Below are 15,626 nucleotides of genomic sequence, written 5' to 3' on the forward strand. Positions count from 1 at the left end.
CATCCATGGGTGCGTAGAAGCTCAACTTTATTGACCCACACGCATCGAATTCGAGATACCTGACCGTGGTGACAATTGATCCAATTTGTCGAAACGGTAGTAGACCTACAGAAAAGTCATTGAATTAAATGGTATTAATACTTTCGTAAACTCCCTGTCAGAATGGGATTACAGCCAGCATCCATTGACTGTCGCGACATAAATACAAGTTTCCAAATGTAAAAAAGGCGCTAATAACGCCCTGTTGATTCGCTTTAAAGATCTGGGAGATCTCAATGCCCCATGAAGGCAACCTGTTACAAGCAGCCGTGGTGTTCCTGCTCGCCGCTGTGTTGACCGTGCCTTTGGCCAAGCGCCTGCAATTGGGCGCCGTGCTGGGCTATCTGTTTGCCGGTGTGATCATCGGCCCGTCGGTGCTGGGCCTGGTGGGCAACCCGCAGAGCGTGGCGCAATTTTCTGAACTGGGCGTGGTGTTGCTGCTGTTTATCATCGGCCTGGAGCTGTCGCCCAAACGTTTATGGGTGATGCGCAAGGCGGTGTTCGGCGTCGGCCTGGCCCAGGTGGTGCTCACCGGCGTGGTGATGGGCGTGGCGGCGCTGTGGCTATTTGGTCAGCCGTGGAACAGTGCAATCGTGCTGGGCCTGGGCCTGGCGCTGTCCTCCACTGCCTTTGGCCTGCAAAGCCTGGCCGAACGCAAGGAACTCAACCAGCCCCACGGGCGCCTGGCCTTTGCCATCCTGCTGTTCCAGGACATCGCGGCGATCCCGCTGATCGCCATGGTGCCGCTGCTGGCCGGCAGCGATCACCCGACGACCGAAGCCCAGGGCGTGCAACACGTGCTGCAGATACTGGGCAGCATCGCCGTGGTGATCATCGGTGGGCGCTACCTGTTGCGCCCGGTGTTTCGCATCGTCGCCAAGACCGGCCTGCGCGAAGTGTCCACCGCCACCGCGCTGCTGGTCGTTATCGGCACCGCGTGGCTGATGGAACTGGTGGGTGTGTCCATGGCCCTCGGTGCCTTCCTCGCCGGGCTGCTGCTGGCCGATTCGGAATATCGCCACGAGCTGGAATCCCAGATCGAGCCGTTCAAGGGCCTGCTGCTGGGCCTGTTTTTTATCAGCGTGGGCATGGGCGCCAACCTCAGCCTGCTGCTCAGCACGCCGTTGATGGTGATCGGGCTGACCTTGCTGCTGATCGGCCTGAAACTGCCGCTGCTGTACGCCGTGGGCCGGCTGGTGGGTGACCTCAACCGCGAAAGCGCCTTGCGCCTCGGTATCGTGCTGGCGGCGGGTGGTGAGTTTGCCTTTGTGGTGTTCAAGATCGGCCGCGACCAGGGCCTGTTCGAGCCGCACCTTTACGATGTGCTGGTGCTGACCATCACCTTGTCGATGGCGGTGACGCCGCTGCTGTTGCTGGTGTGCCCCAAGCTGTTCAAACACAAGGCCAAGACCGTGGAGGTGCCGGAGGAATACCGCACCATCGAAAGCGATGCGCCCCGCGTGGTGATCGCCGGCATGGGCCGTATGGGCCAGATCGTCGCGCGGATCCTGCGCGCGCAAAACATCTCGTTCATTGCCCTCGACACCTCGGTGGAAACCATCGAGCTGACCCGCAGCTTCGGCGGCATGCCGGTGTTCTACGGCGACCCGCAGCGCCCGGAAATCCTACATGCAGCCAAGGTCGACCAAGCCGAGTTTTTTGTGATAGCCATGGACGACCCGGAAATAAATATCAAGACCGCCGCCCTGGTGCGCAGCCTTTATCCGCACATGAAAATCATCGCCCGCGCACGTAACCGCCAGCACGTTCACCGCCTGGTCGACCTGGACGCCTCGCCGGTGCGCGAGACCTTCTACTCCAGCCTGGAAATGAGCCGTCGCACCCTGGTCGGCCTCGGCTTGAGCCAGGCCCAGGCCGATGCACGCATTGATCGATTCAAAAACCACGACCACCAGTTACTCGCCGCTCAACACGCGGTGTATGACGACGCGGCCAAAGTATTGCAATCGGCCCAGGAAGCCCGCACGGAACTGGCGCGGCTGTTCGAGATGGACCGGCTTCAAGAGGAGTCCGACAAGGTGTGAACTTAGGGATGAACGATATTGCGAAATTTCTGACAGAATATGCCGCAATTTCGTTCATCCCTGGAGCGTTTCATGGCCACTTTCACCAAGACCGCCGTCCTGCTGGCCCTTGCGCTTACCGCCGGTAGCGTGTTCGCCGCCAGCAAGTCCCCTGCCACCCAGACCATCTCGACCTTGGGCGGCAAGTTCACCTTCAACCTGCCCAAGGCTTTCGTCGCTGACACGTTGCCGACTGGCAAGGTCGAGGATGGCACCGCCGATACCCAAGGCACGCTGTACGCGAACTCGACCACGAAAAGTGTCGTGATCGTCGCCGAAACCGTGCGCAACGATGGGGCAACCATCAAGGACAATGACCCGCAGTTTCTCGATGGTGCCGTGGCGGACTTCGTCAAGGACCAGAGCGCTGCCCTGCCCGACTTCAAGAAGCAAAACGAGAAGAAGCTGACCTTCAAAGGCCTGGGCCTGCGCCAGGTGGACAGTACGGCGACCCAAGGCGGTGGCAAGACCCTGAACTCCACATTCCTCGGCGGTTCGGGCAACCATCTGCTGGTGATCCAGGCGATTTCGCGGGCGGATGACGTGAAGGGGCATGCTGAGCTGGTGAAGCAGATTACCGGCGGCAAGTAACCTGGTTTAACAAACAACACACATCAACTGTGGGAGCTGGCTTGCCTGCTCCCACATTGTTTAACCGCGTTTTTACTTCAAACTATTTTCCAGCCAGGCTTTGAGGTCCTGTATTTCAGCCGCGCTCACGGTATGCGGCATGCCCATATACCCATGAAACTCAGGCTTCAGCCCCAGCCCCAGCAACACCTCATTGGCGCGGGTGGCCGACGCATACGGCAGCGCCTGGTCCAAGGTGCCATGGCCGATAAAAATCGCCAGCTTATTCAATGACTCATCAGGCTTGAGCTCAGCCTTGAGCACCGGCAACACGCTGCCACTCAGCGCCGCAATCCCGCGCACCATGGCAGGCTTTCGCAAGCCCACCTCATACGCCATGATCGCGCCCTGGCTGAACCCCACCAGGAACACCCGATCGCTTTGAATGTGGTACTTGGCCGTGGCCTTGCTGACAAAGTTTTCAATCAGCTGGGCGCTGCGCTGCAAATCCGCCGTCTCGCCGTCGTAATCACCCTCCCCGGGCTTCTTGGCAAACCAGCGATAACCACTGGGGTCCACCGGCATCGGCGCGCGGGCCGACAAATAGGTCCAGGTGGACGGCAACGCGTCCTTGATGCCAAACAAGTCTTCTTCGTTGCTGCCAAACCCGTGCAGGAAGATCACCAGGGGTTGGTTGCGCGCATCACTCTGCGTCTGCTCCAGGTAGGCCAACGGCAAGTCCGTGTGCAAGGCATCATCGGCGTGGGCGGCACCGGCGACTAACGCCAGCGTCAGGGCGAACAGTTTGAACATGGGCATCAACCTCAGGGTTTGCGCAACAGATACGTGTCCATGATCCAGCCATTCTCCAGGCGCGCAGCCTTGCGCACCCGTTGGATTTCGTCGGCCACTTCACTGACTTTGCCGCTGATCAGTATTTCATCCGGCGTGCCCAGGTAGGCTCCCCAGTAAATATCCATATCCTGGTCGGCCACAGTGCGGTAGGAGTCCTCGGCATCAAGCATCACCACCAAGGTATCGGCATCACTTGCCTGCCCCGCCGCCAGCCGGCGCCCGGTGGTGATCTCGATCGAGCGGCCGATACGGTTGAGCGCCACCTTATGCTGAGCCGCCAGGGCCTGCACGCTGGTGATGCCGGGGATCACTTCGAACTCAAACTCACAACGGCCGCTGGCCAGAATCGCCTGCAGGATGCGGATGGTGCTGTCGTACAGCGCAGGGTCGCCCCACGCCAGGAAAGCGCCCACTTCACCGTCGGCCATTTGCTCGTTGATCATGCGCTCGAAGGTCAGCTGCTTGTCGCGGTTCAGGTCCTGCACGGCGGTGGTGTAGTCGATATCACCGCGCACGCGCTCGGGGCAGTCGGCCTCGACGAAACGGTAACCGGGCTCGGTGATGTAGGTTTCGCAGATCTCACGGCGCAGGTCGATCAACTTGTCTTTGCTCTGGCCCTTGTCCATCAAAAAAAACACGTCGGTGCGGTTCAGCGCCTTTACGGCCTGCATCGTGATGTAGTCAGGGTTGCCGGCGCCAATGCCGATGATCAGGATGCGTTTCATGGGGTGCTCTCATTGCGGGGCGTGGATTTTGCCATGTTCATGGCACTCGGCGTGAGTTTCCAGGCGCAGGCGCCATACAGTGTTGAAGCGCAGCTCGGTGGCGGACAGCGGCTCGACGTCGATCAAGTAGAACTTCGAGAGGGGAAATTGCATGACGTACAGCAAGGCGGCACGGATCACGAAGGGGTGGGTGACGGCCACGACATGGCCGGCGTGGCTTTCGAGGGATTTGATCCAGTGCCCAACCCGCGTGCAGAGCTGCTCTACCGATTCACCGCCATGGGGTGCGGCGGCGCTGTCGGTCATCCAGGCCGCCAACGCATCGGGGGCCAATTGATCGATGGCCTGGCCTTTCCAGGCGCCGAAATCAACATCACGCAAAGCATTTTCGATCTGCGCGTCGGCACCGAACAGGCCCGCCGTCTGAAGGCTTCTGGCCTCGGGCGCGCTGACTAACCGCGTGGTTTTCTTGAAACGCCCGGCCAGGGATAACGCCGCTCGTTGCCAATCCATCGCGACAGACTCGTCATCGGGAAAACGCCCGCGCTTTTGCAGCGGCGTGACGGCATGGCAAATCAAGGTCAACCGGGTGGCCTGCATCACTCTTCACTCTGTTTCATGGCGCAGTCCGCGGAGACTGGCGAGGTTGTCTCGATATATTACAACACACATGAAACAGGATGCCTCTCGGTACTCAGCAGCCCGTCAATCAAACCACTCCCGCCGCCCTTCAAACGTCCCCACAATCAGCTCCACCACCATCCGCACCGCTTCAGCATCATGCGCCTGTGCATTCACCGCCAGCCACACCTGACGCTGCATGGTCTCGCCCATCAACCCGGGCAACGCCACCAACCCACGGTCGAAGCTGCCCATGTAGTGCGGCAGCAGGCCAATGCACGCGCCGCAACGAATCATCTCCAGCATCAGCGAATAGGCCTGCACTTTCACCACCGCCGCCAAGCGCTGTTCGACCACGCTGTTCCAGGGTTGCAAGGCCTCGACCTGCACATCCGGCTGCCACTGCACCAGCATGTAGTCATCCAGGTCTTCCACACTGTCCGGGCGCGTGGTCAACCGCGAATAGCGCTTGGCGATATGCGGCAAATACTGCAAAAGCGCCAGGCGCCGCGGCGGCTCGGTGGCAAAACTCGGCCCAGGTACCGGCCCGTCGGCATCCGACAGCCATAACACCACGTCCACATCCACCGCCTGCAACGACAATTGGCTGTCGATGGAGATGATCTCCAGACGCACACTGGCATTGCGGCGCAACAACGCGATCAGGTCGCGGCCGAGGATGTCATGCAGGATCGGCTCAGCAACGGCCAGGCGTATCAGCGGCTGTTGCACCATCACCGGCAGGCGCCGCTCGCGAGCCAGGCTCACCAGTTGCGCTTGCAGTTGCAAGCCGTCGCGGCTCAGCGCCAAGCCATTGCCTTGATAGCTGAACAGTGAACGGCGCAGTTGCTCTTCCAACTGCGCCAGGCGCTTGCGCAACAGCGTGGCCTTGATATTCAAACTGCGCGCGGCTTGCATAAAACAGCCACACCGCGCGCTGACCAAAAAGTAGCGCACCACCTCCGGCTCGATCTCCTCTGCCAGGGCCAGCCAGGCGCTGCGCGGCTCGTTTGGCGCGCGATAGGCTGCAGCCCCCTGAGGGCCGGACGGTTCTAAATATGCCATGGGAGACTCCCTGTCGTGTCGGTCGATACATCCAGTGCCAAGCCAGGCCGGTGTTATTCCAGCACCTTGTTCAGCTCGGCACCGTCAATGCTCAAGGTCGCGGTATTGAGCATGCCTTCCAGGTAGGCCTTGGCGATCTGTTCCTGGCGTTGGGCGCGCAAGGCTTGGGTGAGGCGTTCGCGCAGCTCATCAAGGCTGGCGGTGCGTGCCGGTTGTTGGCCGGTCAGTTTGAGCACATGAAAACCGGCCGCGCTTTGCAGCGCATCCGACACCGCGCCGACTTTGAGGCGCGAAACCACGCCACGTACTTCCGGCACCAGTTGCTGCAACGGTTGCAACCCGGAGTCACCGCCTTGTTGAGCGGTGCCAGGGTCCTGGGAATATTGTGTGGCCAGGGCGGCAAATTCAGCCGGTGCAGCCTGGGCCTTGCGGCTCAGTTCCTGGGCCTGGCGGCGCACGCTGTCGAGGTTTTGCGGGTCATTGACGGCGAGGAAAATCTGGCTGACCCGGTACAACGGCGGCGTCATCCATTGGGCCTTGCCGCTGTCGTAGGCCTGCTGCAATTCAGCTGCGCTGGGGTAGTCGGCCGGCACTTGGCTGACCGACAGCATGTAGTCACGGAACACTATCTGCTCAGTGGCGGCGCGGGTCTGCTGCTCCACCTCCGGGCGCTGACGCCAGCCCTGGGCATCCGCCTGTTCGAGCACGGCTTTTTGCGCCAGGCGTGAACGAATCCAGGCTTCCAGTGCGCCACGGTTGCCGCGCAGTTGTTCGCGGGTTTCAGCCGGCAAGCCGGCCAATACGCGTTGCAGTTCAGGCAGGTCGATCTGCTGGTTACCCAGGCGCGCCACCGCCGGGCCTGCGCCTTCGGTGTTCACGCCCGGCGCCGGCTGCTGAGCGGCGACCGGGTCAGCACCCGGTCGCAGACTCAACCCTACCGCCACGACCAGCAATGTCAGCGCACCGGCGCCGACCAGCAGGGTTGGTTTTTTCACAGGACAGGCGCCTCTTCATCCACCGGTGCTGCGGCCGCCTGGGCCTGCAATTGCGCGGCTTGCTGGCTGTAATCGCGCAGGTACACGATAAACTCCTGCAGCAGTCGGTCCCACAATTCCAGTTGGCTGCGCAGGTGCGCGGCGCCCACGCCGGCCACCACCACGTCCATTTCCATCAGCAAAAATTCACCCTGCAACGACAGGCGGGCAAAGCGCCGCGAGGCGTTCCACACCTCGGCCAGCCCCTTGGGCAGTTCACCTTGTACTCGCAGCGCGCAGCTGTAGGTGAAGTCCACGTAGCTGCCCTGCTCGGCCGCCGCGTTACCAAAACGCACGGCAAAACCGATGCCCTGGCTGGCGCTGAGCAGTTGCACGATGCCGTTCTGTTCGGTCTGGTTGACCCGGTAGCCGGCTTCCTGCAGCAACTCGGTGAGGCTTTGCGGGGTGACGCTGGAGATCAATTGAACATCGCTCATAGTGTCTCTTCCTTGTTGATCATTGATTAAGGGCGGTGTGCGGAGCATCAAACCGATTAAGGTATAGCTCATCTCCAAAACCCTGGGCCAGTTCCTCGAACTTGACCCGCGCGCTGCTGGCGAACGGCTGGCGGATGCTCATCACCTCGGCCACGTCGATTTTTTCGTAAGCCGCCAGCAGTTGCCGGGCCACGCCGTACATCTGTTGATTCTTGGCTGAACATTGCTGCACTTGTGTGTCACGTTCGCTCAGTTGCGCCTGCAGGCGGGCACGTTCGGTTTCCTTGCCCTTGGCCAAAACCAAGAGCTCGTCATAGGCCTTCTTGAACTTGCCGATCTGTTCATTGCTCGCCGCCACCTGGGCTTGCGCCTGGCTGTGCAGGCTCTGTTGCTGGCCGGCCAATTGCTCGGCCGCACCCCGGGCCTTTTCCAGCTCGGCCGTCAATTGCTTGATCTGCGCCTGGGCTTGCTTGGCCTGTGCTTCGGCGGCGATACGCGCGGCACTGGCCTGGGCCTGCTCGCTTTGCAACGCCTGCAACTGTTGGGTGGTGCTACGCAGTTGAGTGCGCAGGCGCTCCTCCATGCCTTCGGCCGAAGCGCCCGTGGCCACCAGCACCAGCAACAGCCCGCCTAAGATTCGCGTGTTCATGTGGCATCTCCCTGCGCATCAAAAGCGCGTGTTGAGTTCCAGTTGCATCACATCCACTTCAAACGGTGCGCCATACACTTCGGAGGCGCTCAACCAACGGGCGCTGGCATAAATGTTCTTGTCGATGCCGTAGTTGCCGCCCACGAAATAGCCCTTGGCGTTGGTGCCGCCCAGGTGAAACGAGGAATCATTGAAACCATCCGGCAAGGCGTCGGGCTGGATGTATTTGTAGCCGGCCAACAGGTTCCAGTCGCCGCGCTTGCGCATCTCGAACGCGTTGCCGAGGGTGAACTGCACCATCGCCGCATTGCCGCCGCTTTCAAACTGGCCCTTGCTGTTGATGTTGTTGACGATCTGGCCTTCGCTGCGCTTGAGCATCTCGCCCTTGTCGTAGGCCAGGTTGTGGATGTAGTTGCCTTGGGTGCGCAACTTGAAGTCGCTGGGCAGCTCGGCGTCCCAGGCCAGGTTCAGGTCGAGCACGTCGAACTTGGAGGCCAGGCCCACAAACTGCGGCTGCGGGGTCAACCCAGGTGTGGCCGGGTTGGGGGTGATATCGCGCAGCAGGAACACGCTGTTGCCCTTTTGCATAAAGGCCAGGCGCGAGCCGTCGCTGTCGCAGGCGGGTTGGCCGGCCCACGGCCTGCACGGGCTGGAGCGTTGGCCTTCGATATCGTCGAAGTGGTAGTACGCCATCGCACCCTTGAGGCTGTTGCTGCGGTTGATCTTCCAGTTGGCGCCAACCTGGCCGCCAAACAGCCATTTGGTGTCGCTGTCTTCCTTGTCGAAACCGTTGCTGCTGGACGCGTCGGAGGTGTACTCCACGGGGAATACGCCGAGGGTGCCGAATACGCCCCACTCGCTGTTCAGCGCATGGTTGAAGTTGGCCGCAATACCATCGAAGTTCAGGTCCGGCGAGTACAAAATGTCGGTGGAATAGAACGGGTTGGCGAAACGCCCGGCGGTGAGGGTCACGTCCGGGGTGGCTTTCCAGCTCAGGTAACCCTGGTCGAGCCAGATGTCCTTTTTACCGAAGCCGCCGCCCAGGGTCTGGGTGGTGGACACCGGGTTATTGTCCGAGCCGGTGCCGATGCGGATACCGGCGGTCCACTCCGGCGTAATCAGCGCTTTCATGCCCAGGCGAGCGCGCAGGCGAAACAGGTTTTCGCGGTCTTTATTGGCGTTAAGCAATGGCGGCAACTTGGTGTTGGTGTCTTTGTTGACGTCATACGGGCCGCTTTCATTGAGCTTGGCGTAGTCGACGATTTCGTTGCTGTTGTTGCCCGAGAAGTAGCGCGACTCGTCACGCAGGCGAATATCGCCGTCGAAGCTGACACGCGACACCCACTCCGGGAAAGTATTGGGCTGCGCCCAGTTTTCCTGCTTGGCGGTGGCCATGACTTCGGCCTTGACCTGGTCACGGATCTGGTCACGCACCGCTTGCGGCACGTACTGCACGCGCACATCACCAGGCGCCGCCGTCGGGCCGCTGGCAACCACCGGCGCAGCAGCGGCTTGCCGGGCCTGCTGGGCTTGTTGTTCGGCCTGGGCGATCAGCCCGTTGGCGGCGTCCTGGGTCAGCACACCTTGCTGCACCAGCAGGCGGATCAGGTTGATCGTGACGTTTTCCGACGGTGCAACCGGGGCAGCCGTCGCTTGGCCAACCAGGGTCGCGATGACCATGCCGACCGCCAGGGTCAGTCGATTCACGGGGGAAATCATGTATACGCAACTCCTGTAAAAACCTGCAAGAAATGGGTGTGATCAATCCGGGCGTCGGCCCTTGAGCGACAGGCGCACCGGCATCGTCACGGCTGCTGGAACGCGTTGTGTGGCATGGGTTGCGCGCAAGGCGGCGAGCACTTGCGCGTCGGTCTCGGCATCGCCGCTGGACTTCACCAGCTCTGCACGCACAACCTCGCCTGCGGCGCTCAGCCACAAATCGGCCTGCACCGCATACGCCTTTTTGCGTAACTCGGGGTCATCCCTCAGCAGCCGTTGAAACAGCCCCGCCAGGTACTGCTTGTAAGTACCGGTGCCCAAGCCGCCGCCACCGGAACCGGCCATGCCGCCGCCCTTGCCGGCGCCGATGTTGAACGCGTCGTTGCCGGACTGCGCATCGCCATCGATCTGCATCGGATTGGCCAAGTCATCGGCGGGCGAAGGCGGTGCTTCTTCCGCCGGCTTGACCTCTTCGGGCTCAGGCGTGGGCACCGGCTCCGGGATTTTTTCTTCAACCTTGGGCTCGGGCTCCTTGGGTTTTTCCGGTGGTGGCGGCGGCGGTGGCGGCAACGGGATAATGGTCGGCACCTTCGGCGCTTCGCGGCGCACGCCACTCATGTCATTGGCCCACTGCCACAGGAACCAGGCCGCCAGGGCGGCCAGCAGCAGGCCAGCGCCCCACTTCAGCGGGCGCAGCAGCTTGTTCTTCACGGGCATGGGCGGGATCGGCATCTGTGCGGTCATGGTTCAACCCTGGCTCGGCTTGCCGGTGACCAGCCCGACCTGGGACAGCTCCAGCCGGCGCAGCAAGTCGAGCACCTCGATCACCTTCTGGTACTGCACCATGGCGTCGCCGCGCACAATCACCGGGAAGTCCGGGTTCTGCGCCTTCTCGATGCGCAGGCGCTCCTCCAGCTCGCCCAGCGTCACCGGGTAGGCGTCGAGAAACACCTGGCCGCCGTCGTTGACGGAGATGGCCTTGGTCTTGGCCTCGGACAGCGACACCGAAGCACTCGCCTTGGGCAAGTGGATCTGGATACCCGACACCTGGGCGGTGGCGGTGAGGATAAACATCACCAGCACCACCATCAGCACGTCCACCAGGGGCGTGATGTTAATAGTGTCGACGGCGGCGTCATCGTCATCGTCGTGGGCGGCATTTACGGAAGCCATGCTGATTCTCCTCAGGCCGGAACGGAGGCGTGGTGGCCGCGCGAGTGGGCGGCTTCACTGAACTGGCTCTCGCCGTGCATTTCCGCCAGGCGGGTGATGAACTCATCGACAAATACGCGCATATCGGCGCTGACTTCCTTGTTGCGCGTGATCAGGCGGTTGTAGCCAAACAGCGCCGGGATCGCCACGAACAGGCCCATGGCCGTGGCCAGCAAGGCGGCCGCCATGCCGGGGGCGATGGCATTGATGTTCACATCACCGGCCATGGCCGTGCCGAGGAACACCACCATGATCCCCAGCACCGTACCCAGCAGACCGATGTAAGGGCCGCCGGCGATGGCATTGGAAAGGGTCGACAATTTGGAGCTCAGGGCCTGGTTTTCGCGAGTACGCACGCCGTCCATGGAGCAGCGGATTGCTTCGATGGTGGCCGCCGAAACCGATGAGGTATCTGCGCCCTGGGCACGGCGGGTGCGGATCTCCTTGACCGCCACCAGGTACAGGCGCCAGAGCGAAGAGTGGCCCAGGCGCTCGGCCAGTTGGGCGTCATCGGCATACATTTCCAGGCGGGTGCCGATCTGCGCAAAGTGCTCACGGAAGATCTCGTTGGCACTGCTCACGCGGCCGACCTGACGGTTCTTGCGCAGCATGATGAACCACGACTGAACCATCATCGCCACCAGCACCAGGATGATCACCCAGGCGTCAATCGGCACGGCCTTGAGCAAAAAGCCCAGGCTGCCGAAACCGAAGCCCGACTGTTCTTCATCCACGCCATACGCCACCAGCTTGGATTCGGCGCCCTGGGCGCTCGCATCGGCCAGCAGCAACGCGGCCGGGCGCGACACTTTCGACAGGCGCAACTCATCCATGGCGCCAGCAAACGGCAGGTGCGTACTGCCCGCCTCCGGCACATCGGCACCGATCGCCGTCTGTGTAGTGAAGGCCGGCACGGCCACGGCCAGGTTCGCGGTTTCACGGCCATTGACGTACAGCGCGACTTTTTCGCCCTCGGCGGTGAACGCCAGGTGTTGCCACTGGCCCGGGTTCAACGGTTGGGTGGAGACCGCGCGCTGGCCGTCGATTTCCACAAACGGCGTGCCTTGGTTCAAGCCCAGCAACAGGCTGTGGGGGCCATCGCGACGGGCCAGGACGATTTGCTCGCCACTGGCCTGGTCCAGGCGCAGCCAGGCACTGAAGGTCAATGCACTGCCGGCGGCGTGTTGCAGGGATGGGCTGGCCGGCAGCATCAGCGGCTGGCCGCCAAACTGCAGGGCGCGGCCGATCACGCCATCGATGCTGGCGCCGGTGGCGTTCAGCGCGGTGTTGCTGTAGGCCGTGGTGTCCCGGGCCGGGGTGCCGTTGGCCCCGTCAAAATGGTAGACGCCGGTGTAGTTCGGATCGAAGGTCAGTTGGCCGTTGGCGATGGCCGGGGCTTTTTGATTGCCGTAGTACATCCAGATTTCCTGGCGCTGGCCGCCTTCGACCTTGGGCACGTCGACCCAGATCAGCGCCATGCCCATCAGCGGGTCGAAGCTTTCGATCTGGTGATTGAACACGGTCTTGTCATCGGCGCTGACAAAGCGCAGATCACTGCCATCCTCCTTCACCCCATCGAAGGTGAAGTTGCCGGTGTGCAGACGCACCAGCAGCGCGGTGCGGCCCAGGGCTTGATTGATGGCCGCGCCTTGGGCGGTAGTGTCCACGGTAATCTGTTTGCGGTAGTGCCAATCGTCCTGCCACCAGGCATGGGCGGTGGCCGGGAGCGCGAAGCCCAGGCAGATCAACAGGCTCAGAAATAGGCGTTGCATGGTGAAGTCTCCGGGAGAAAGGGTCAGAAAGTCGCCTGCACACTGAAGTGCAGTCGCGAGTCCTGTTTCTGGGTGTTCGGTCCATCGAGCAGCGGGTAGCCCCAGTCCAGGCTGCCGGATAACCATTTGCTCAAACTGGCGCGGGTGCCGAGGCCGACACTGGCCAGGCTGTATTCGTCTTCTTGCTCGGCCAACGGCTTTTGCAGGCGCAGGCGCGCGCCTTCGGCGAACGCGTAGAAGCGCCATTCCTGCACGTAGCTGCCAAGAAACTTGGCCAATGAGGGCGTGCGCATTTCCTGGGAGAACAGGAGGCCCTCGTCCCCCGTGCGCTCTGCCGCCAGGTAGCCGCGCACCGAAGTGGCGCCACCGGCGGAATACTGCTCGTTGGACACCAGCGGCCCGGAGGCCAGTTGGAAACCGCCCTTGGTTGCCGATTGCCAATCACTGGCGAAGGTGTAGGTGTACGTCGTGTCGCCTTTAAGCACCGCAAAACTCGGGCTGGCCTTGTAGCGCTTGTATTCGAATTCCTGGGCATCGCTGCCGTAGCCGAAGAACGCACGGGTGCCGACCACCAGGTTCAGGCCCAGGCTGAGGGCCGATTGCTCGCTGTAGCGATAGCCGTTATAGCCGAAGGTGAATGGCGCATATTTGAGCGGCACCTTGTCGGCATTGCTGCCCAATTTGAGCTGCTCGTCGAAGTCCTTGAAGTCCACGCCGAAGGAGAACGAATTGGCCCAGTTATCACTGGCCGGCAAGTTGTAGATCGCCGACACACCGTAGGAATGGCCTTTGCCCAAGACATTGCTGCCGCCGATGGTGGCGATGTTGCTGTCGGACTGGTAGCCGGAGAACTGCAAGGTCCAGCGCTCATCCAGCGGCGCGCTGTAGGAACCCGACCAGACCTTGGCATTGCTGCTGTCCTGGGGCGCGGTGAAGTAGGTCAGCGAGATGCTGTGGCCCAGTTGCCAGAGGTTGTCGTAGCCCAGGGTCGCCACCGTGCGCAGCTTCTCGGTGTCGGCGCTGTAGTCGTTGTTCAGGCCGATGCTGGCGTGCCAGGGGTTCTGGTCTTCCACTTGCAGGTCCACGTCCATGGTGCCTGGCCGCGCGCCTTCGCGTACCAGCGGCGTGACCTGGCGCCCGACGCCCCGGTTAAGCCCGGCGAGCTGGGTTTGCACACTGGCAAAATCCGGCACCGCGCCCTCCTTGAGCGCCGGCACGTCTTCGCGGATTTCCACCGGCGAATAGTGTTTGGCGCCGACCACGCGCACGCGGCCGACCTTGGTTTCGCTGACTTGCAGGTAGACGATGCCGTCATCGACCTTCTGCTCCGGCAGCTCCACAAACACCGACTGATAGCCACGCGCCTGGTAGATCTTTTGCAGCGCATCGCGAGCGCCTTCGATATCACCGAGGGTCTTTTGCGGGCCCAGGAACGGGTACACCGCTTCCTCGATGGCCGCCGCATCCAGCACGGTATTGCCGCGCACGAAATATTCGTTGACGTCGACCCGCCGCGCTGCGCCCTCCTCCTCGGCCAGCGCGGGTTGGGCCAAGGCCCCCAGCGTCAGGCACAGCGCCAGCGTTGACTTGAACAGATGCTCCACACTGCCCCCTGGTTGTCTAAAAAAGTTGCGCGCCTTCACCGATTGCACGGCGTTCGGCCTGCTCAATTGCTGGTGGTCGAAAGATGGCTGTGCCGGGCCAGCCAGGTGTGCAACAAGGCGAAGTTCAGTGAGAACTCCGGCATGTGCAGCAAGGCGCCACAAAACACTTCACCGATGATTTTCTGGATCAATTGCACCGCCTGCGGGTTGTTCAGCAGGCTGGCGATGTCACGCTGCAGGGCGTGGAGGCTCCACACCTTCTGGGTCAGGTCGAGGCCGACAAACCAGCGAAACAGCAGGTTGTAATTGAGCTGCTCGTGCAGTTGCTGTTCGCTGGGCACCGAATACAGCAGTTGCAGCAACAGGATGTGCACCACGGTGTGCGGCGCGATCAACATGCCCGGCTCGGGCTGGAGCCAGTCGCGGTACTGTTCGAGCACGTCGTCGATCTGCGGGCGCAACAACACCAGCGAGTGGCCCGCCGGAATGTAGCTGGAGACTTCCTTCAAGGCGCCTTGCCAATCGTCCTGGGAGACGATCCACACCCACGGCGCGCCGTAGCGGTATACCGAAACCGGCTTCTTGCGCGCGGCTTCGACGATCTTCGACAGGCGCTGATCGAGCTCCTGCATGCCGACTTTCGAATAACGTTCCATAGTTCCCATTGCCCCACTCCTGGCGTCCTGCTGACGGCTTTGGAGGCGACTTTTGATCGCCTGCAGCGCGTTACATAGGCAAGACGGGAGTGGGTGGGGGCTACCGAACTTTTGTCATGAAAGCTTCATTTGGGATTGGTTCGGGGGCAATTTTTGCTGAGAGATTGTAGGGGTGTATATCCGTTATTCAGGTAACGGCGGCTATTGGTTGCGCTCTAACAGCGGGTCACTTTTGCAAGGACCGGAATGCCGGCCCAGCCAAAAGTAACCAAAAGGTCCTCGCCCCAACACTCGGTGCCTCGCTATGGCTCGGCATGCCCGCAATCCGCCAGTGATTTGGGGGGCGATTTCAGATCAAGATCAAAAGCGCAGATCAAAAGACCGCTGACTTCGTCAGCGAAAAGGATGTAAGAGCAACAGCAACAGCAGAGCCACACTCGATCAAAGGTGGGAGCTGGCTTGCCTGCGATGGCATCAACTCTGTGAACCTGATGTACCGAGGTGTCTGCATCGCAGGCAAGCCAGCTCCCACAGAAAAGCAGTTCTTCAGTGTATTCAGATTGGTTACTTTTGGCTGGGCCGGC

The 15,626-nt window shown here is 61.6% G+C and carries 15 protein-coding genes; 2 read left to right on the forward strand and 13 right to left on the reverse strand.

Going from position 1 to position 15,626, the window contains the following annotated elements; genetic code table 11:
- The first annotated feature begins 275 nt into the window (after window positions 1-275).
- Both HBO41_RS12165 and HBO41_RS12170 read left to right on the forward strand, forming a co-directional pair.
- Entirely contained in the window at window positions 276-2,084 is a 1,809-nt protein-coding gene (locus tag HBO41_RS12165; RefSeq protein WP_017139633.1) for a monovalent cation:proton antiporter-2 (CPA2) family protein, read from the forward strand.
- Window positions 2,085-2,156: 72 nt separating this feature from the next.
- Entirely contained in the window at window positions 2,157-2,714 is a 558-nt protein-coding gene (locus HBO41_RS12170) for a hypothetical protein (RefSeq protein WP_017139634.1), read from the forward strand.
- A 72-nt stretch (window positions 2,715-2,786) separates the two neighbouring features.
- Here HBO41_RS12170 and HBO41_RS12175 read toward each other — a convergent pair whose 3' ends face one another.
- The 13 genes from HBO41_RS12175 to HBO41_RS12235 form a co-directional block, all read right to left on the reverse strand.
- Window positions 2,787-3,506: an alpha/beta hydrolase gene (locus HBO41_RS12175; RefSeq protein WP_169986391.1), complete on the reverse strand. Its 720-nt coding sequence runs from the start codon at window positions 3,504-3,506 to the stop codon at window positions 2,787-2,789.
- Between the two features lie 11 nt (window positions 3,507-3,517).
- Window positions 3,518-4,273: a precorrin-6A synthase (deacetylating) gene (gene cobF / locus HBO41_RS12180; RefSeq protein ID WP_017139636.1), complete on the reverse strand. Its 756-nt coding sequence runs from the start codon at window positions 4,271-4,273 to the stop codon at window positions 3,518-3,520.
- Window positions 4,274-4,282: 9 nt separating this feature from the next.
- Complete coding sequence (locus tag HBO41_RS12185; RefSeq protein WP_169986458.1) at window positions 4,283-4,873, reverse strand: histidine phosphatase family protein; 591 nt, start codon at window positions 4,871-4,873, stop codon at window positions 4,283-4,285.
- Window positions 4,874-4,978: 105 nt separating this feature from the next.
- Complete coding sequence (locus tag HBO41_RS12190) at window positions 4,979-5,959, reverse strand: LysR family transcriptional regulator (RefSeq protein WP_017139638.1); 981 nt, start codon at window positions 5,957-5,959, stop codon at window positions 4,979-4,981.
- A 53-nt stretch (window positions 5,960-6,012) separates the two neighbouring features.
- Window positions 6,013-6,954, reverse strand: coding sequence for a peptidylprolyl isomerase (locus HBO41_RS12195; protein WP_017139639.1), 942 nt, complete (start codon window positions 6,952-6,954; stop codon window positions 6,013-6,015).
- Window positions 6,951-7,430 (reverse strand): YbjN domain-containing protein, encoded by a 480-nt coding sequence (locus tag HBO41_RS12200; RefSeq protein ID WP_099549256.1) that lies wholly within the window; start codon window positions 7,428-7,430, stop codon window positions 6,951-6,953. Before HBO41_RS12200 ends, HBO41_RS12195 begins: the two co-directional genes overlap by 4 nt.
- Before the next feature lie 19 nt (window positions 7,431-7,449).
- Window positions 7,450-8,079, reverse strand: coding sequence for a DNA repair protein (locus HBO41_RS12205; RefSeq protein ID WP_169986393.1), 630 nt, complete (start codon window positions 8,077-8,079; stop codon window positions 7,450-7,452).
- Window positions 8,080-8,097: 18 nt separating this feature from the next.
- Window positions 8,098-9,798: a putative porin gene (locus HBO41_RS12210; protein ID WP_169986395.1), complete on the reverse strand. Its 1,701-nt coding sequence runs from the start codon at window positions 9,796-9,798 to the stop codon at window positions 8,098-8,100.
- Between the two features lie 42 nt (window positions 9,799-9,840).
- Entirely contained in the window at window positions 9,841-10,542 is a 702-nt protein-coding gene (locus HBO41_RS12215; RefSeq protein WP_099549254.1) for an energy transducer TonB, read from the reverse strand.
- Window positions 10,543-10,545: 3 nt separating this feature from the next.
- Window positions 10,546-10,971, reverse strand: a complete 426-nt coding sequence (locus HBO41_RS12220) for a biopolymer transporter ExbD (protein WP_017139644.1) — start codon at window positions 10,969-10,971, stop codon at window positions 10,546-10,548.
- Between the two features lie 11 nt (window positions 10,972-10,982).
- The gene (locus HBO41_RS12225) at window positions 10,983-12,782 is read right to left on the reverse strand and encodes a DUF2341 domain-containing protein (RefSeq protein WP_169986397.1); all 1,800 of its coding nucleotides are present in this window, start codon (window positions 12,780-12,782) and stop codon (window positions 10,983-10,985) included.
- Between the two features lie 23 nt (window positions 12,783-12,805).
- A complete protein-coding gene (locus HBO41_RS12230; RefSeq protein WP_017139646.1) occupies window positions 12,806-14,386 on the reverse strand; it encodes a ShlB/FhaC/HecB family hemolysin secretion/activation protein in 1,581 nt (526 codons plus the stop codon).
- A 62-nt stretch (window positions 14,387-14,448) separates the two neighbouring features.
- Complete coding sequence (locus tag HBO41_RS12235; protein WP_017139647.1) at window positions 14,449-15,042, reverse strand: transposase; 594 nt, start codon at window positions 15,040-15,042, stop codon at window positions 14,449-14,451.
- Between the last annotated feature and the right edge of the window lie 584 nt (window positions 15,043-15,626).

Source organism: Pseudomonas sp. WS 5146, from assembly GCF_012985495.1.
GTDB lineage: Bacteria > Pseudomonadota > Gammaproteobacteria > Pseudomonadales > Pseudomonadaceae > Aquipseudomonas > Aquipseudomonas edaphica.